Origin of the sequence: Pseudomonas sp. MF6394, from assembly GCF_002018845.1 — a bacterium.
Taxonomy (GTDB): domain Bacteria; phylum Pseudomonadota; class Gammaproteobacteria; order Pseudomonadales; family Pseudomonadaceae; genus Aquipseudomonas; species Aquipseudomonas lactis.
Genome location: NZ_MVOJ01000001.1, coordinates 182,571 through 200,850 on the forward strand (window position 1 = coordinate 182,571; position 18,280 = coordinate 200,850).

The following is an 18,280-nucleotide window of genomic DNA, read 5'->3' on the forward strand; positions in this document are numbered from 1 at the left end:
TCATTCTCCGATTCGGATTGCTTTAGCTTTCTGATCGTGCAGCACTGCGTTGCCACGCAGCTTCGCGATAGAAGCTGTGGGAACGCGGTGTTGCGTGTGAATGACAAGATCGGCGTGATGAGAAGCCAGCTTCCGGTATGCCAGAGCCATGCGGCGGTGGTAACGGATCATCACGAATTTGGAAACAGCCTGCGCTACGGTTTTGAACAGTTTCATGGTGTTGCCTCGCACCCGCCGGACCTCGGGGCATAAAAGATCTACACCCGGGGCCGGAGCCGGGTGACGTTGAGTTCGAAGAACTCGACAAACACCCAGCCAGAGCTGGATTTCAACTCTCAGAGCAAGAGGCCGCCCGTTAGGGCAGCCCGTAAAACTGTTAAACCTTACCCTGCAGCAAATCAGCTTCCAGCTTGTGACGGAGAGCCTGGTGGCTCACGTAGTCAATCCGCGGGTGCTCAACTGCTGCAAGGGCCAGACGCTCAGCCAAACGGCTAAAACGTGCGGCCTGCGCTTCGTGATAAGTACGCAGAACGATGCCAATCCAGAACAAATCCAGAGCAGCGTCAACGCGAGTGATTGCTTTCATCAATGCTTTCATATTTGGAGCCTCTTACCTGCCGTGCACAGGAACAAATTTGGTTTCAACCCGGGCACGGTGCCGGGTCGTGTGAGCTCAGTGAACTCGAACAAAAACCCGGCGTGAGCTGGGATTTTGGTCCAACTCACTAAAGAGGTGCGGTCCATTGAGGACCGCATTTTCAACAATAAAAATCTACTGCACTGAAGACTTTCGTCGCCTGTACAGGGATCGTTTGGTCTAGCTTGAGAACACTGCTGAGAACTTCAGGGTGATCCTGATACCACTGAAGATGTTTCACATCAGCGGCAATGAACGGATTCGATTCGAGAAAGCGCCAGTTCTGATCAGATGTAAGCTCGATCACCGCGCCCGCCTTGATGGCCCCTTGCAGAAATGCTCGAACGTACACATCAAGAACGGTTTCGCGAGTGCGCAGATGCAACAACCCACGCCCATCAGGGAGAAGGTAATTGTCATCCAGCATTCCGCGGTTCTCGCAAAGCTCCTTCGCCTTCGTGGTCATGATTTCCCATAACCGTTCAGGCACAAATCCAAACCTGATGATTTGAGCCCCAAGGCGCATCTCAACAAATTTGTCATCGTCATAGCTCTGTAGCTGGACATCAGCATGTGACAAGACCTCATGAACTGCCCGCAACCTGGCAAGCCCGGCTGCGAACTGATCTTTGGCCATAGTCTTCACACGTGCGTAAAAGCCTCTCAACACCAGAGGGAATTCCTCATGGTGAAGATCTGCTGGCACCTGCAATTTGCTGGCAGTGAATGCAGTGTCGAGATAACCGTCAGCTCTCGCCTCAGAAACCATCTCGCACATAAATTCCCATGCATCGTGAGAGCTGCTTGCAGCTCCCTCCAAACGCTTAGTGATCTTAGGTTCGCCTTGAACCATTTGACCCTCGAACATGATGCTTTCGCGCGTCCCAGCCGGCAGGAAGCCGGCCAGGAAACTTCCATTGGGGTTCACAACGTAAAACATGGCGAACTCCTTTGGTTAGGCGGCTGCTGCTTTTGAGGCAGCTACACTTTTGGTGATGAAATCGTCCGCGATCGACGTAACCGAATAAGCATGCTCTTCAGGCAAAATCAGGTCGCGGCTGAATGTTGACTTGAACAACTCAATAGCCAGCACTCGGTCGGTTTCTTCAAGATTGGTGTAGATAGAATCCACGAAGGACTCATCAGTATCGCCGTACATCATCCACTTGTAAGCCCAACGCTGAATCTCGCGGAACGAGATATTGTCGCAGGCTTCTTCCATGGCGAACGCTTTACGAAAACGGAAAGCGAACTCTACGAGTTGATGGATGAACATGTCATCCATTGGGGTCAGCTCACGCTTGGCAGCGTAGGCATCTGCAGCACCTTTGAGGGCTTTCATTTCCTCTTCAGGTGTCATGAAGCCCACCTTGAAGCTGGTCATGCGACTACGAACAGCAGCGTTCTGAGCGTTGACACCGGCGAACCGGGCATCGCTCTGCTGCTTACCACCAGTGTTATCGGTCGCGAACAACCGGAACATTGGGTGTTTAACGATAGTCATCCCGCCGTCCACGTTCAAAAGATCACGTGGGTTGAGCGTAGGATCAATACCGTGGTGTTTCAGGTTGATTACCCCGTCACCCTGAAGGATGTCGTTGACACCAACCATAACACCGGGACGCAGTGTGCAGATCTCGTCGATGAGGCATGTCAAGCCAGTGCGATACGCATAGCTCAAAACACCATCGAACTCTTCAACGTCACCACCCTTGATGGTTTTGCAACCAAGCAAGTGAGTGTCGTCGATGCCATTGCTGCCAGTGATAGCGATCATCGGCTTCTTCAGGCGATTGTGCATCTGTGTAACCAAGGAGGATTTACCTGTCCCTTTGTCACCTACCAGCATAAAGCTGGTATCACCACCCTTCATGCTCAACAGGATCCGGCGAACCAGGCTCTTGTTGAAGACATGATCATCGTTACCCTTCGGCACTAGAGGATGGTCCCCAACGAAGACAGGCAGTTGCCCTACTCCCTTGAGTTCCTCAGAGAAGCCAAAAAGCTCGTGAGCCATGACCATTTTAACCGGCTGCGAAGCCAGGGATTCACGGTGCATCGCTTCGATATCAGCAACAGTGCGAGCAGCTACGGTGTTGGTTACAGCGTTAGTTACGTTAGTCATTTTAAAAGCCTCTCACCCGCCGGACCACGGGGAATCTTTAAGTAACACCCGGGGCCGGAGCCGGGTGCGAATCGAGTAGTGAACTCGAGCAAACACCCAGCGTGAGCTGGAGGTTTGATCCAGATCACTAGGAGAAAGGACGCCCGGATAGGGCGTCCGAATTACAGAAGAATGAGATGTGTACCCACACCCAATTGGACCGGGCATGAGTAGTCGCCACCTTCAATCTCAGTGAGATCGAAGGAGTGCAGTTGACCCATCCATTTCAGCTTCAGCGTAAGAACGTTGCCGTTCATGCTCAGCTGCGTGCCGGTGTACATAGCAACCTCTTCAAGGTACTGCTGGAACTCAACTTTCGAGATCCTGCAGCCCGTGGAAGCGCGACGAACGTTCAGCAACGTTTCGGTAGCGATACCAGTAAAACCTGGTAGCCATTCGGCAGATATAGACATTTTGGTTCCTCGCCGGCAGTCGCCGGGATTCAAAATCCAGGCGAAATGCCAACGAGCTAACCGTCTGAGATTTACTCAGACTGGTTGAGCAGACCAGATATAACTTGGTGGTAAATGACGAAGCTGAGTGGTCACTTCATCGTAAGATCCCTTTCGGTGATACTCACAATTCGAATTCCCATCCCATACTTTAATCAGCCACATATTTATTTCCCTTACCTACTAAATGCATGCGAAAGCACACACGGTCGAATGTTTAAAACATCCGGCAAGGCCGGATGCTTTATCCAGCCCTAATGCAAGGGTTACCCCGCTTCGCGAATTCCCAAAGGAATCGCATCCTCATCCCAGAAGTGATGAAGGATCATTCCAGCGCTTAACTGATCCCGAGAAACACCCAAGCGCGCAGCAAGTGCGAACTCAGACATTCCACCGACAGATAATCGGTTAGCTTCGGCCCAGAAGGCCCTATCAGGTAGGTGCTGCACTTCCATCAGAGGTAGTGAAACTACAACTGAAGCATTGATGGATTGCGACACCGCCGGAGCGTCATGCGACACCCCATGAGCAAAACCTTTCGCCCATTCAGCATGGTTGAAAGTGTTTGTCTCAAAAGGGTTGCTGGTGAAGCCCGCTTTGAGGTTAGCAGCCTGGCGGCCAGCCTCCCAAGGAGTGACTAGATCGTTAGCGAGGGCGATAAACCATACGAGGTCACCGCGAAAATTCATGTTGTTCATTGCAAAACTCTCCTACCCGCTGCAGACGGGAGATTAAAAAAAACGCCCGTCTGCAGACCGGGCGTGGAATTGCCGACGCCCGGCAACAGCAAAGCTGTGCCGGACGTTTTCACGACCAGACAGCGTTAGCTGTTTAGATACCCGTAGTGCTTCATTTCCATCTCTGCAGCTGCGACAGCTATCGAGAGAATTTCACCGGTCATCACGCTAGCGACTGAAAGCCACCAAGGTAGATGGATACCGTTGAAAAAGAGGATATAGAGCGTAAAACCAGTCACCCCCCATTTGAAAACCTTAGCCAGCCATACCGACACGAATGTAGGTACAACTAACCAGTGCCTCATAGGTCGCTCAGAAGTGATCGTCGATGCAAGAAGCACGAAGACCAGGACCAAGCGGTACTGATGATAGATTTTAATCAGTGCTTTCATAGGAGCGAGCCCTTTCTGAAATCCTGATAAACGAGTTTGTTGATTTTTGCAGTTTTGATAAAACATATATTCACCATTATTATTAGATTTTGTTTTTATAGAGTGCTGCGCCCTCCCAAAACCTAACAACCCAAAGGGGATTGTTAGGGCCCCTGGGCGGTGAATCCTTGCAGCTCCCTCAGTTACGAGGGGTGTGTCTGAACGGAATAAAACGCTTTCCGTTTGCTTCGCAGTGATCGCAACGTAACCATACTAAAAAAGCCATGATCAATACCGCTATGATTGCTGTGGAAGACATGGTCAGTTCCTTAAGTGAGTTAATGAAAGTTTTCATCTCACCATTACACTTAAGGGCCATGACCTTTTCTTTTCTTGCCGCGTAGGGACTTACGCTTACGCGCTCTCCGCTGCTGCAATTTCATTTTTCTGCTCTTCTCCTTTGAGGAAGTTGAAGACTTGGTCAGCATTACTGCGACCATCAGTACCGAAATCAGAAAAACAATCTTCTGTTCCTTAACAGTCCACCCTTCAAACAAGGAGGCAGAGACAGTACCCATGATAGCTGACACAATTGCCAGCATCAGGTTTTTGATGTATGACATCAGTACCTCCAGTGACGCCGTCGCGCGTTAGTTGATAACACTCCCGGGGCGTCCCGCCGGAAGTATTTACTTCCGGCCCGAGGGCTGGATTTAGCCCATCGTCTGATGGAAAACTATTTAACCGACATTAGCTTCAATGAAGTCTATAGCAAGTTGATTCTTTTGATGCTGACGCACGGCAACTCGTCTCTCCAGTCTGTCACGCAATGTAGTGCGTAGCGCTTCATACTGATGAGGACCTACCTTACGAACCCAAGAACTAAGGTAATGCTGTCCTTCGAACTCCTTCCGAAGTTCGGATGATAGGAGTCTATGGGTCAAAACCTGTGAATTGGGACACCAAACCACGTTGATCCCTTCCGCACCGTCTGAACTTTCGATCAGTTCGGTGTGTTGGGATATGTACATTTGCCGCTCCATTTGGCTCATCTTTTGCAGTGCCTCACAAAGATGATCACCTTGCGCAAGATATTTGATCAAGACAAACTGACCAATCTTGCGGTTAGAGTCTTCCTCTTTACGGCGCTTATCGACGGCACGTTGAGCATACCGCTCCATACGAACTGACTCTTTCATTTGTCACTCCGAAGGGCAGCATTACCCTGGGGGCAGTTGTGCCCCACTAGGTAGGATGATTTAGACCAGATCAGCAATTGTTAGCCCACCTGGTATTCTGTAGCCACGCTTTGAACCTTCCAGACACAGCCCAGCGAAATCACAACGAGTTTGACTATCACAGGGAGAGTTGTAAGCAGCACCAGACGTTCGATGAAACTCACCACGTCTAATACGGCCAGCAACTACACGAGCGTAGTCGAATGCTTCTTCAACATCACTACGTGTACGCTTGGTCCATTGCACTGGCTGCCACATGGCTTTTACAAGAGACTCGGAATCAGGTTTTGACATACTCGGCTTTAGCCCTGAGGCAAAACCACACGCTGTCGGTTCCTTAATCCCAAGAGACTCACACGCTAAACGTACAGCTTCCCAGTAAAACGTCAGTTGCAAAGCGATGCCTGCAAATAAAGCGCCTTCCTTAGTAGCTGCCGTTTTCCAGTCAAGAATGACTGTATCCCCTTTAGATGCGATAAGAACACCATTGAAAATGATGTCCCTTTCCGCAACACCAACAAAGTCGATGACCAGGTTGATGTAGGTATTGTGTGAAATCCTTAGCCGAAAAGCTCCCTCAATGATCAAAGGTCGAAGACCCAGATTCTCGAAAAACGATGGGAACTGATCTGCTAGACGCTTGCCGATTGCTTCGTTAACCTCGCGCGTCTTTGACTTTGCCATGCTGATTAAGCCTGACATAGACAAACGGAAAAACTCATCTGAGAAGTGCTTTCCCATTTGATCGCGGTCGATATAACCTTTGATATAACCTTCTATTACCCAGTGCAAGGCAGAACCAAACACAAGATTCAAAGGTGTAGCCATTGGTTTTATACGAGCTCGGTAATAGCCAAGTGAACGTTGGCAGACCTGAGATTTCAAAATCTGCGTAGGTGACATATCAACAACAAAGTCATCAGAGACAGGGTTGAAAATATATGTCGGATTAAGATATGCAGTCATGCTCTCACCTATTTACGGCGCACACGACTAACCCAAGGGCAGTGTGAGTGCCCTTGAGGGAAATAATATTTAGTTAAAAAGGAGAATCGTCAGACTCTTCCTTTTCATCCTTCAAATCAAAATTACCTTCGTGTTCGTGCGACAAAAAGCGTGCTTTCGCTTGCTCAAATGAATCGCCTGAAGGTGTCCTCCAAATTGGAGGGACACTCACGAGTTCAACTTCGTTCGACATGAAGAACCTCCTATATCCCTGACTGCACCAGGAATAAGCTCATAGAGATTACCCGTGCAGGGGAGTTGGCATGAAGCCGGAGGAGCCATTATCAGAGCAAGAAAGCGCTGAGATGGCAGAGATACAAAATCCTGGGACAAATCTACTGAAGCGCGAACGCAGCAGGAAATGCCTAGTACCTCGAATATGGAAACGTCAAAAGACGGGTCCAAAATGGTTCCAGCAATGTCTGTGCTCAACAAGCCAAGAATTAGCATGACTTGAATCACACCCTGAAAAACCTCATAGAAATGCTACGACGTAGATCAGGTTAGCTCTCGAGGAGGGCTAGTAGGACGGGTTAATGCTGACTCACCTCTGATCGGCCGTCAAGCCAAAATGACAGCATAAAAAAACCCTCTGGCAGCAATAGCTGGCCAGAGGGTTGTTTTGTAGTCACGCCACTTTAGCCTCAGCCAAAAAGGTCTCTTTCGGGATCTTCTTAACGTGGCCTGTAGGTGTAAACACACCGCCTTCGAGAGCACGGGTACGCAGGTAGTCAAAACGCTCAGTCAGGGGCATCTCCAGCACCTTCTCATTGACCGCGATGTCCTCCCAGTCAGGACCTTTCGCTTCCTTGGTGGGGTTCGTATCGGGGATCATGAGACATACGCGAAAGCCTGCACGCATCAGCTCGATGAAGAGCTTGTACATGTAGGTCTGACCTGCACCATGCTTTTCGCTAACTTCGTTGTAAGGGTCGTGATCGGCCCAAAGCACAACGTCGTCAAACTCATCACGGTTGACGTAGAGACCAGGCAAAGACGTGCAGCTATTAGCAGCCCGTACGCTTTCACCTGTAACCAGATGAAGCGCCCATCCTTTTTCGACACCTTCACATATGTGCAAGGTTCTGCACTCTGGGACGGTGGCAATAGCAACGGGTGTCTTCGACCAGTTGTCCAAACCTGAGCAAACCTTCTTAGGCTTCGAAACCAGGGGGTGATCAAGCTTGAATCCGTCCTGAGTGAGGAAGATGCGATGAAGGTTCATCACCCTACCCTGCCCATTACGAAATGCAGACACGATCGCCGGGAACCTTCCTACCAGTTCCTTGATCCGGACTTTGTTCTCCACACGAGTGCGGTAGTACGGAAGAGCTGGATGGAATTTAACATCGCCAATGGCTTTGTTGAGTGGGATTCCGCGGCGACGGAAGTACAACCGTCCGACTGCAGCATCAGGATGACCAAGCGGAAGCAGATCCTTGACAATCTGTTTCATCGAAGCCGCCTTAATTGCATTGTCTTCAGCAGTTGAACGAGGACGCTGACGCTTAGGAGCCGGAGCTTCTTTAGCCTTATACGCCTCACTACCGCCACCAAACGCCCGCTTAATCTCTTTACAGACATCGACAAAATTACTGCCAACACCTGCTTGAATAAGCAGATCAAACTGACTCCATCCGTCCTGGTTGCAGGAGCAAATGGCCCGGCCTTCATGGTCCGCCTTTTCGGAAAACCTGAAGGAGTCACGACCGCCGCCTTCCCGATGACGCTCTGGGAAAGGACAATCTACGCCGTGACCATGATGTCGAATTGCGGGCGCGAGGATAGGGGCTACACGTTCGATGACGTTTAACCAACCACCAGCGTGCTTAACAATATCGGCAACCTCGTCCTTCAAAGGAAGACGTTTTTGACTATCTGACATGGCTGTATCTCCTTGAAAAATGAGGCAGCCATGTCCCAAGGGGCATTAGGCGTGCCCTTGAGGGTGTGTGTTACGTGAATACGGATTTTTAAAGAGCCCTAGCGCAGCAAATAGCTGTACGAGGAACCTTCGACAGAGTTCGATGCGAAATGCGCATGCGAAAAACTGACAAAAAGATCACCTATGACGCTAAAGCTGTCGGAACTCGTATTCAAGGACACGATGTACCAGAAACGCAAAAAGCCCTGACGCGAACGCCAGGGCCTGTTGGGATTGCTTTCGCCTGGGTACCGCTCCTACAGCCTTGAGAAAAGCTGTACGAGGGGTACCCAGACAGAGTCATAGATGCAAAGAAAACGCTCTAAACCTACATCACGAAGTGTGGTGCGGGCGAAATACACGACTATGAACTGCGCATCAAGAGCTGATAACCAGCAAAGAGCAGCGGCGAACACGGTGGCATAGTCCTGAGGTTTTCAGTATCGACAAACGATAAGGTAGTCGAAACACATCTCTCTGAGGAGATTTGATACTGCATCAGAGATGTCATAGTTTTTAAGATCGGGACGGCGAACTGCGACAAGATAGTGATGAATGGTGAGTGCGAAAGGACACACACACAAACGTCAAAATCCAAGCAGACCGACCACATGCAAGTGAAAGCACAGATGGGCAATGAGCGAGGTGACGGATGGATGTGTAAACACCAAACGACAAGTCGCAGGAAGCAATCCTGAGAAAAACCGAAGACAATGACTTTTTAAAGAGCAGATCAGCGAAGCCGAGAGACCTGAAGTCAAAGGCAAGCTGTGAAGCTGAAGCAAGTGCAAAAAAGCAAAAGCAAAAGTCAAAGCAAAAACGATTAGTCAGGCCGGAGGAGAAGTAGCACCTCAGACAGACCACCTAAACAAACCAACGAAATAACGTAGGTCGGAGCAGGCCGTGATCAGCGCTTGAGAAATACTCGAAGCACAGGGAGATCACTAAAAACACCTTCAGGCTACTTTTGCGCAGATTGAGAATCAAGGACGGCATGTCCCAAATCAGGCACAAAAAAAGGGCCGCAGCCCTTTAAATGTTTTCGCATGCGAAATCTTTTAGTCGCCCGACGCTAGCTGAGCAATAGTAATTATTTCGATCTGATCAAGGTCAAACAGAGCTTTTTGCTGCTTGCTTCCATCGAGATACGAAACCATGCCTTTGTTAGGGTTTCCGCAAACCACATTCAGAAGCAACTCGCCGGTGAAGTGCTTCTTGTCAGTGCATACCCGAACCTGCATAACCATCTGATCAGCTGGAATCTCACGGACTTCGCTTTTCCCGAGCTTCTTCGCCTGCTGCCTAGCCGTTGGTGGCGTAGGGTTCAGTTCAGTGTGGCCGGCTCCAGGTTCTGACGGTGTAGTTACTGGTGGCGGAGTCTTTGGGAGGCTTCCTCCGCCGTTTTGTTCTTTTGCAAGGTTATCTTCGCCGCCCTGTTGCGCTTGCGGATCGGATGTTTCGATACCACCCTGCCCTACCCCGCCGGCTTCAACTTCAGTCCCACTTTGATTTGTTGTTAGTGGGTTCACCTGAGATGTTACATGAGGGGGCTCGGATGGTTGTTTAGGCGCAGGCGACCCTTTAGCTGCCTTTAAGTGATCGCGGGCCTCAGAGCGGCTTAAGCCGCCTTCAGACCGTGCTTGATCGATCAGTTGTAAATATAAATCTGGTTTAAGTTCACAAATTTTGGCTAATGACTGAATCAATTCCGAATCAGACGTGATCTCATCATCAATGAGAGCGGCAAGCTCATCAGGTAGGTCAGCAAGTGCCAGGTGTTTAGAAACCCACGATTCGGGCTTGTTGCAATAATCTGCGAGTTCACGGCCGGTGCCTTTCTTGCCCTCTTCCTTCATCTGTTCGCGTAAATCAACCAGCGCGATTGCGACTTCGATCGGGGTAAGCGGTTCACGCTGAATATTCTCAGCCAACTGGCTAGCTGTGGATTTAGACTTTGTTCGAATCGTCGGGTCGACGATAGCTTTGATTTTAAAACCTTCTCCGATGAGCATCGCGGCACGCAGCCGCCGCTCGCCTTTCTGAAGCAGATAAGTGTTAGTGTTTTTGTCTAGAGGCGAAACGATGATCGGAGATTGCTGCTCCTCCTTCATCGATCTCGCCAACTCTTCGATGTTACGAAATTTTTTACGGACCTGTTTTTCTACGCGAATTTGACTTGGGTCCAGCTCGAGAACAGTTCCCTGCTGAGCTCCCTCTGTCAGCGCATTAACGCTGGAAAGGCCTTTAAGACGGGTAAGATCGCGGGCCATTACTTTGTAACTCCTGATTGCTTCGCTACAGCCTTAGCTTGTGGCGGTTGGATCTTAGCACCCACATAACCGCAGATTTCCTGCATGAGAGAAACCATGCTCTTGGCTGTCTCTCGTTGAGCACCTGTTCTTTTGTTCTTCCACACAGGCACTCCATCCCGTAACGCATCATCCACTGCGCCGTTTGTCCCCAAACGAGCTGTCAGGATGTTCACGCCCGCAGCATTAAGCTCGGCCAACGCTTCCGTGTGGGAGTTAACCGGACGGAGCCGGTTACAAATGACGCCGGTCACTTGTAGCCGGTCCGATACATAACGCTGAATCTCAGCCAGAGTTTCAAGAACACTTTCGACCCCTGTTACGGCGAAGGCAGCCATTTCAACAGGAACAAAGATGTAATTGCTGGTGATGCTTGCAGCAGACATCTTGTTGCCGTGGGCTGGAGGCGTATCCATGACGATGTAGTCATACGCATCCAGCATAGGGTCAAGATTTTCGTTGAAATTGATCAGGGCTTTGTCGAAATCCATACGCTCAACGTTGAAGAGCTCGACATCGCGATCAATCGAATAGATCAAATCGACGCCGTCTGGTGTGTCCAGAGGTTTGAGATCAGGCGCAGTGTCGTTGAAAAGATGAACGGAGCGGCAGCCACCTACTCGCTTGGATCGATCGAGGAACCGGCTTGAGAGGTTTCCTTGGCCGTCTAGATCGATAGCTAAGGTTTTGTACCCCTGCTCAGCCAGGTAGCAGCTGAGATGGTAAGCGATGGTGGTTTTGCCAACGCCGCCCTTCTGGTTCTCGATGACAATGACCTTCGCAGGCTTGTGGGTGCGTTTCTTCGGTGACATGACTGGCTCCTTTGCAGATGCAGATCAATGTAACCGCATCGCGGGCATTTTCAAGGATAAAAGCCCGCATGCGCAAATATTTTTTGAATTCTCACGCAATGCGGGATATAGACCAAATAAAAAGATTCTGCATGCGGAATCTTTTTCTATCGAGGAACCTGCGTTTCGCGCACCTTCACATTGGATGAGGCGGTCGTTTTGTTTAAGTACGCAACTCGAGTCGCTGCTTCATCCTTGTCGTAGTAACGACCGCAATAGATGAAAAACTCACCTGCCTTGTTATTCCTGGTAGGCTCGAAATCAGTGATCCCGTATGCCTTCAAAAACTGCTGAAATTTAGTCCAGCTCCCCTCGTCCTTGTACACATAGTAAACGTCGTAGATCGTGCGTGTTTTGGGCGAGACCATCAGAGGGGCTACAGAAGCCTGTGCGGCCGGCATAGAAACTCGTGGACCTCCTGCTAGCACAACGCCACCGATCTCATCGTTCGTGACAACTTTGGGCGTTGCATCTACTTTTGGTTCGAACCTACTAATGGTGAGAACTGGAGCTCCCTTAGCCACAGGAGTAGCAGGCTTTTGAGGCGAGGCTTGTGTTTCAGTTGGGATTTTGGGGGCTGCCTTGGTTTTCATTGTCCCGTTGTAGACGGCCCTTCCGGTTACAACCGGTGCAATCACATCCGCTTTAGCCATTTCAGTGTTTGCTGAAAGCGAAGCTAGCTCTGTCCTTGCTCTTGCTGTGATTTCGTTTTTATCCCGAGCGGATTGCGACTTCACTTCAGCAATCAACTGAGTCTTCCGGACATCCGCCTCTGCGCGAGCACGACTGAACTCGGCATTTTTCGCCTGCACATAGTCAGAGCCTGCTGGGGTAAGACCAGCTTGAGCTGATGATGCCGACGTCTTGAGTTCGCTACTGATCTTAGCGAGCCTATCGACTTCACCCTGGGCGAAGCTCAACTTCGATTCCTGAGTTCGGATTGCAAGCTGATCTTGGCCTTTGACCTTGACCAGGTTGGCTTCGATTACACCAATTTGTCGTTGAAGCTCTGCAATTTTTGCTTCTTCAGCGCTCACATGCATGGAAGCTTCGGCTCGTGCTCTATCTAACGCGGCCGACTCTTGATCACGGCGCTCCTTAGCAAGCCTTTCAGCCTCAGCGTTAGCTAATGCAAGGGTAAATCGTTGATCATCAAACCGCTTTGACTCAGCAAGGCGTTCAGCGCTATCAATACTGCGCCTTCCCTCAATGTCTTGATTGATACGATCCTCAACCTTTGAGAGATCCTTAGCAGCGTTGATCTCTATATCGGCAATCAGCTTAGCGGCTTTGCTGTCCGCTTCTAAGAGCTCCTTATCTCGCCTGTTCTCGATCAATGACTGCTCGATAGCCATGCGAGAGGTAGCTTCAGCAACACGTGACTGAGAGGCTCTTGAGGCCTCCTGGTACTCTTGTATTCGCCCCGCTTCAGTATCAGAAACGGGTGCGTCGGCTAGGCCACTTTCGTAAGCCCTGGCGTTGAGCCTTGCGTCCAAGTCACGCCGTTTCTTTTCCAGATCGTCGATCTGCGTTTGGTAATCGTTGAACCTGCGCTGATAAAGGATCTGTGCTTCTGTGTACTTTTGGGCGCCCAAAGCATCTTGAATGCGATCGTCATACTGGCTCTGCGGTTCAAGGGTCGATAACTCTGACGGCTTGGACGCGTGAGAACCGCATCCCGAAAGCGTCAGCGCCGCGGCCAACAGGGTCAGTTTGAAAAGATTTCGCATGCGGAATGGTCCTGGAGCTGTACCGCTGAGGATCTCCTGCCCAGCATCGCGCTCAGGACTAAAACAATCTATGAGTTCGAGGTGGGAAAGCATCTGCGGGGAATCCATATGTATTTATCTAATAGTGGAGGGCAGGTGTCCCAAAAACATGATGTCGCGGTTCAGTTTTCCAAATCAGAATCGAAGCGGACACCCAATCGGTCTAGAAGGCCGGTAAACGATTCACTTTCGGGTGCGAGAAACCCCAACTGCCAGCTGCCGCCAGGAGTGCGTTTAACAACGCAATCTAGCCCAGTGACCTCTGAAATGTCCCGCTCAAGACGCTTGAGATCAGGATCCGTATCAGACAGCTTAACGGGGGAGGGCTTACGCTGAGTGAGAGCGTTCACTGCCTGCTGAATCTTTTGAACGCTCCATTCAAACCGAACAGCCTTTTCCGCAATGTTTCGTTGATCAGCTTTGTTTTTCAATGAGCAAAGAGGCCGAGCATGACCGTAGGAAAGCCGGGAGCTGATTAGCGAGTCGCGTACTCGAATGTCCAAATCCAGCAAGCGAACATAGTTAGAGATGTGGCTTCGGCTCTTTCCTAGCTGAGTAGCCAGATCGCCATGTGAAAGATTCAGTTCCGTGCAAAGGTCATTGTATGAGGTAGCTTCCTCGATGGGGTTTAGGTCCGTACGCTGAAGATTCTCAACAGCCGAAATGTATGCAGCCTGCTCATAGCTATAGGCACCAACCTCGCATTTCAGGGTTCGAAACCCCAGCCGTTGGCCTGAACGCCATCTACGCTCGCCTGCAATGATGCTGAAGTCACCATCTGGCCGGAAACATACAATCATGGGGACAACGTTCGTTCCCGTTGTCTTCATCGAGTCCGCCAGGTCATCCAAGGACTCTTCACTGAATAGCTTTCGCTTCTGCCAAACCCCAGGGTGAAGCCGCTCGACCTCAATGTTCATGAGGGTTGTAGGTACATCCTGGATACCCAGACAGGACAGCTTTTTCGGATCTAATTGATACACGTGTATCCACTCTGTTCGTCGTGTAACGGATACACAGGTATACCCGACATGAGAATTAATGCAAGGTCAAGCCAAAAATACAATAAACGACAACTCAGCTAAGGCCGAGACTGTGTAGATCTCGTCCTCAAAAACCATGTCGTCGAGGATTGGGTTTCCACAGATCGTTCAGTTCCCGAGCATTGAAGTCCTAGCTCGGAGCATAGTGTCGTCATCGATCAAGCCCCACGGCTTAGGAGTAGGCTTAAACCGGATGAGGAGACCAGGATTCTGGCCCCTTTCAGTGAAGGCGAGGGGATGGGCTATAAAGTGACCGTTGTCGTCCGGCAAAAAGCCATTCACGACGAATGCATCGAGGATAGGCTTGCAAGCTGCTGCCACTGATTCGTGGTCCAAAAGCCTAACTTCTGGGGTTATATAAATCTCTTCCACAATGACTGGGTACTCAGCGCGAGCAAGCCACTCTTTGAAAACTGGCATGCCTTCAAGCTTCATCGCTTCAATTCGTTTAACCCAGGTAGCTTTGAGAGAGGTGCTCTTCGCATCATGCACTCGCAACATCACATTGAGTCCTAGAAGTAGGGCACCTGGGAAAAAGGCACACAAAGACTTAGTCAACGTGTCGAATTCAAACCGATCATTCCGTCCGTCCATATTGGCATCACGCACCTTGCGCATGCGGGTGGTTGCCTTGCTTTCACCTGTCCGGCCAGAGGGTTGGGCGTTTATCTCTGAGCGAGGGGTGGCAGCTGTTTGTGTGTTTGGGGTTAACCCCTGCTTTGCAAGACGCTCAAGAAACTTCGGGTCAGAGGCAAATGCAGATCGATGGTTTGTTTTTGACGGCACTGGGTTCTCCTAAACCCAAGCAACATAACGACTGCCAAAAAAAAACCACCTCAGATTCGCTGATACCCCAGATATGGAGCACCTGAACCTCACTATTAGGGCATAGAAGAGGATTCAATATGCCCAAAATCAGATCTGTCTGCATCGTCGATGATGCCGGCGGTATGCGGAAGCTAGGTATCACGCTGCTTGAAAAACTCGGGTACGAGGTTCACGTCGCTGAGGATGGGTATAAGGCCCTGGCCGTGATCCGAGAAACAAACCCCGACGCATGTTTCATAGACCGTGAAATGCCCCAGCTCGACGGGCTTAGGCTCATCGAGCTACTACGCGGTTGGAAGGATTGGGGTGACAAGCCAATCGCAATGCTTTCAGGTGCAAGCAGCGTTTTCGACCAGCAATCTGGTCTCATAAGCGGAGCCGATCTGTACCTGACTAAACCCTTCACACGGGCGAAGCTTGAACAAGCTCTAACTGAGATGGATGAACTCCTTGAATAGCCTCAAGCAGAAAGGGGGGATGCACTTTGCCGGTTACCGGATAGGTGAAACTTACTGCCTTAGCCCGTCTACTTCGATCATTGCTGTAGATCAGGTGCCGAAGTTGCTCAATCAAATTCCGGGCACCAAGCCGTGGTTGATGGGCGCTGGGAGATTGGGCAGACAACTCCTTCCCTTCGTAAATATTTCACGCTTTTTGAACATATATCGAGACCCCGCCCTAGTTAATGAAGCAGGAGCGGCCCTGTTTGTTAAGGGCGGTGAGGGCGTCGGTAACGTGGCACTTGTCGTAGATGAGATTTGCGAATTCTTACTTGCGAGCGAGCTTCGGGATTGCGATCAGAGTGAATTCATGATCCCCCCAGGGCTTGGTAAGAGCATGCGGAAAGCTGTAACTGCAAGGGGCCGCACCTGGGCCCTCATTGATCTCCCAGCGCTAATAGCAGACGACAAGCTGCAGAACGTTGACCTCACTTGACCCCCACCCGAGATTGGACAGCATGAGTAATAATTCTTCCATCGTTTCACTAGCAACAATTATGGTCCTCCTGTCGGGTGGCGCAGCCGGTTATACCGGGTATCAATTCCTGAAAAACAATACCCAGCAAGGCTTCTTGCTGAAGGCCAGCTACCAAGCACAAACAAGCGCTATGCAGGCCATTTACCTTGCTGAGCGAGCAGCGACAGATAGCAGCTACAACTCAGATATGGCTAATTTAGAAAATGTTGTAGAGAAAGCATTCGCTGCTCTGCGCAACGGTGATCCAGTCCGAGGTATCGAACCAGCTCCACCAGTAGTGCTGGCGAATCTGGAATCACTTCAGAAGGTCTGGGCAGAGATTTCACCATCAATCTCCCAAATTGTTAGCCAGCGTACAGTTACTGATCAATACAGCAGGACTCTGGCTGACACCCAGAGAACCGCAGCCGAGGCTTTAAAAGCTGCGAAGGAGGCTCGTGCGAGCCTTGAAGCATCATCGGCCGGGCCGCAAATCAAGGGGCAGCTTTCTAAGGCTGTGTCGTCGCTGGAAGAAGGCCAGCAAGCTTTGAGCTCGGATGGCGCTATCAACAGCGATACGTTGCGGGCGGCTGCGAGCGCATTCAGCCAGTATGTGACTACATTGGCCAGGCTCGGACAGTCGCTTCCAAAAGATCAAGACTTTATGACCCCCTTGGTCAAAAGCTATCGAGAAGCTGAATCCGTCGTTCGCCTGGTTCAAAAGACCATTGATAACGCATCAGGGGTAAGTGAAAACATTCCGCATGCGAAAACTATTTGGAATGTCCGTGACCGAGTTTCTTCGTCCGCGGCCAGCCTCATCGGTTCAGTTGAAGCACTGCCTGACAGTCGCCCAATGGGGATCACTATCGTCGCAGGCCTGGGCGGATTAACGTTGCTCCTTTCGATTATCTCAATGCTGATGATGCGATCGATCACTAGCAGTCGTACAGAGTCCATTGAGACTCAGGGCCGCCATCAAGAGGTCTCGATAAGCACACGATCTAAGCATTTGAAATTGCTGCTTGATGAGATCGAGTTGGTAGGGCAGGGCAAGCTCAATACACGGTTGACTGAAGACAACGAAGCTACGCGCGATATCGCCAAGGGCCTTAACAAAACATTTGGCAATTTCGCCACAATTCTTGACGAAGTCAAAGAAACAATCATTGGCCTTTCCGCAGCGACTGAGCAAACCCTGATAACTGAGCAGAACGTTGCACAGAATCGTGGCGAGCAGGACAAGGCAATTGAACATATCAGCCAATTGTTTGGCGATCTGTCTCAGTTCATCAACCAGATTGAGGATATGACGTTAGAGACTCAGCAGATCTCTGACGACATGGTGCAGAAGGTTGCCTCGGGTGAATCGTCGGTAACACAGGTTCATGACAACATCCTCGAGCTGCAACAGCAGACCCTGTCAATCCAACACCGCTCGAAACACATGATCGAGAGTTTCCAGGTTCTGGAAACAATTGCGCAGGTTGTTGCAGAGGTAGCCTCCAGGGCCGCGATGCTCTCTTTCAACGCAAACCTTATGGCTGATGAGCTTCAGGATAAGGGGCAGTCGATCCGCATTGCCAACGCAGCAAAGGCAATGTCCCGCCTTAGTGAAGAGACGAAAGATGCGGTCGTGCAAATTAATGTCCAGCTGAAAACAATGAACGATGCCGCACGCGAAAACCAGTCCGCGGTGGATCGTGCGCAGCGTGAAACAGACAAGCTCCGTGATAGGTCGAATGTTGCTCAAGACGCATTGAAAGACATCAAGGACCTGGCTGGTAACCTGACTCTGGGTGCACAGCGTGCAACCGAAGACACAAAACAGCTGAAGGCGAAGTCGAGCGACGTGGGAGATCTTGTAGACAGCGTAAACCAGTACAGCGCTGATAACAGCGCAGCTAGCGAGCAGACAGCCGTCGCAATCAAAAACGTTAACCGACAAGCTCAAGACCTACAGAGCACGATCGCTCAATTCTCCAAGGACTGACG

At 50.4% G+C, this 18,280-nt stretch carries 20 protein-coding genes; 3 read left to right on the top strand and 17 right to left on the bottom strand.

Annotated elements, in window-relative coordinates:
- The 17 genes from MF6394_RS00970 to MF6394_RS01045 all read right to left on the bottom strand — a co-directional run bounded on the left by MF6394_RS00970 (position 1) and on the right by MF6394_RS01045 (position 15,286).
- Complete coding sequence (locus MF6394_RS00970; RefSeq protein WP_078465861.1) at positions 1–216, bottom strand: hypothetical protein; 216 nt, start codon at positions 214–216, stop codon at positions 1–3.
- Between the two features lie 160 nt (positions 217–376).
- Positions 377–598: a hypothetical protein gene (locus MF6394_RS00975; RefSeq protein ID WP_007250479.1), complete on the bottom strand. Its 222-nt coding sequence runs from the start codon at positions 596–598 to the stop codon at positions 377–379.
- Between the two features lie 160 nt (positions 599–758).
- Positions 759–1,577, bottom strand: coding sequence for a hypothetical protein (locus MF6394_RS00980; protein WP_011922822.1), 819 nt, complete (start codon positions 1,575–1,577; stop codon positions 759–761).
- A 15-nt stretch (positions 1,578–1,592) separates the two neighbouring features.
- A complete protein-coding gene (locus MF6394_RS00985) occupies positions 1,593–2,762 on the bottom strand; it encodes an AAA family ATPase (protein WP_230383540.1) in 1,170 nt (389 codons plus the stop codon).
- Positions 2,763–2,923: 161 nt separating this feature from the next.
- A complete protein-coding gene (locus MF6394_RS00990; RefSeq protein ID WP_078465862.1) occupies positions 2,924–3,214 on the bottom strand; it encodes a hypothetical protein in 291 nt (96 codons plus the stop codon).
- 305 nt (positions 3,215–3,519) lie between these two features.
- The gene (locus MF6394_RS00995; RefSeq protein ID WP_078465863.1) at positions 3,520–3,951 is read right to left on the bottom strand and encodes a hypothetical protein; all 432 of its coding nucleotides are present in this window, start codon (positions 3,949–3,951) and stop codon (positions 3,520–3,522) included.
- A 125-nt stretch (positions 3,952–4,076) separates the two neighbouring features.
- The gene (locus MF6394_RS01000) at positions 4,077–4,448 is read right to left on the bottom strand and encodes a hypothetical protein (RefSeq protein WP_153045958.1); all 372 of its coding nucleotides are present in this window, start codon (positions 4,446–4,448) and stop codon (positions 4,077–4,079) included.
- A gap of 281 nt (positions 4,449–4,729) precedes the next feature.
- Entirely contained in the window at positions 4,730–4,984 is a 255-nt protein-coding gene (locus tag MF6394_RS01005) for a hypothetical protein (protein ID WP_078465865.1), read from the bottom strand.
- 117 nt (positions 4,985–5,101) lie between these two features.
- On the bottom strand, positions 5,102–5,560 hold the full coding sequence (locus MF6394_RS01010; protein ID WP_078465866.1) for a hypothetical protein: 459 nt from the start codon (positions 5,558–5,560) through the stop codon (positions 5,102–5,104).
- Between the two features lie 60 nt (positions 5,561–5,620).
- Positions 5,621–6,565, bottom strand: coding sequence for a PD-(D/E)XK nuclease family protein (locus MF6394_RS01015; protein WP_011922816.1), 945 nt, complete (start codon positions 6,563–6,565; stop codon positions 5,621–5,623).
- 73 nt (positions 6,566–6,638) lie between these two features.
- Entirely contained in the window at positions 6,639–6,797 is a 159-nt protein-coding gene (locus MF6394_RS34100; RefSeq protein WP_155007399.1) for a hypothetical protein, read from the bottom strand.
- Between the two features lie 435 nt (positions 6,798–7,232).
- Positions 7,233–8,489: a DUF7146 domain-containing protein gene (locus tag MF6394_RS01020; RefSeq protein WP_078465867.1), complete on the bottom strand. Its 1,257-nt coding sequence runs from the start codon at positions 8,487–8,489 to the stop codon at positions 7,233–7,235.
- A 1,097-nt stretch (positions 8,490–9,586) separates the two neighbouring features.
- Complete coding sequence (locus MF6394_RS01025; RefSeq protein WP_078465868.1) at positions 9,587–10,798, bottom strand: ParB/RepB/Spo0J family partition protein; 1,212 nt, start codon at positions 10,796–10,798, stop codon at positions 9,587–9,589.
- The gene (locus tag MF6394_RS01030; protein WP_011922811.1) at positions 10,798–11,649 is read right to left on the bottom strand and encodes a ParA family protein; all 852 of its coding nucleotides are present in this window, start codon (positions 11,647–11,649) and stop codon (positions 10,798–10,800) included. Before MF6394_RS01030 ends, MF6394_RS01025 begins: the two co-directional genes overlap by 1 nt.
- A 146-nt stretch (positions 11,650–11,795) precedes the next feature.
- Positions 11,796–13,511 (bottom strand): hypothetical protein, encoded by a 1,716-nt coding sequence (locus tag MF6394_RS01035; protein ID WP_078465869.1) that lies wholly within the window; start codon positions 13,509–13,511, stop codon positions 11,796–11,798.
- A 68-nt stretch (positions 13,512–13,579) separates the two neighbouring features.
- Entirely contained in the window at positions 13,580–14,440 is an 861-nt protein-coding gene (locus tag MF6394_RS01040) for a ParB/RepB/Spo0J family partition protein (RefSeq protein ID WP_011923275.1), read from the bottom strand.
- 168 nt (positions 14,441–14,608) lie between these two features.
- Positions 14,609–15,286 (bottom strand): hypothetical protein, encoded by a 678-nt coding sequence (locus MF6394_RS01045; RefSeq protein WP_011923274.1) that lies wholly within the window; start codon positions 15,284–15,286, stop codon positions 14,609–14,611.
- A gap of 119 nt (positions 15,287–15,405) precedes the next feature.
- Here MF6394_RS01045 and MF6394_RS01050 point away from each other — a divergent pair, with 119 nt between their 5' ends.
- The 3 genes from MF6394_RS01050 to MF6394_RS01060 are packed head-to-tail and all read left to right on the top strand — an operon-like array spanning position 15,406 to position 18,278.
- Positions 15,406–15,786, top strand: a complete 381-nt coding sequence (locus MF6394_RS01050; RefSeq protein ID WP_011923273.1) for a response regulator — start codon at positions 15,406–15,408, stop codon at positions 15,784–15,786.
- Positions 15,779–16,264 (top strand): chemotaxis protein CheW, encoded by a 486-nt coding sequence (locus MF6394_RS01055; protein WP_161952145.1) that lies wholly within the window; start codon positions 15,779–15,781, stop codon positions 16,262–16,264. Before MF6394_RS01050 ends, MF6394_RS01055 begins: the two co-directional genes overlap by 8 nt.
- A 22-nt stretch (positions 16,265–16,286) precedes the next feature.
- Positions 16,287–18,278: a methyl-accepting chemotaxis protein gene (locus MF6394_RS01060; protein ID WP_153045959.1), complete on the top strand. Its 1,992-nt coding sequence runs from the start codon at positions 16,287–16,289 to the stop codon at positions 18,276–18,278.
- The last annotated feature ends 2 nt before the right edge of the window (positions 18,279–18,280 follow it).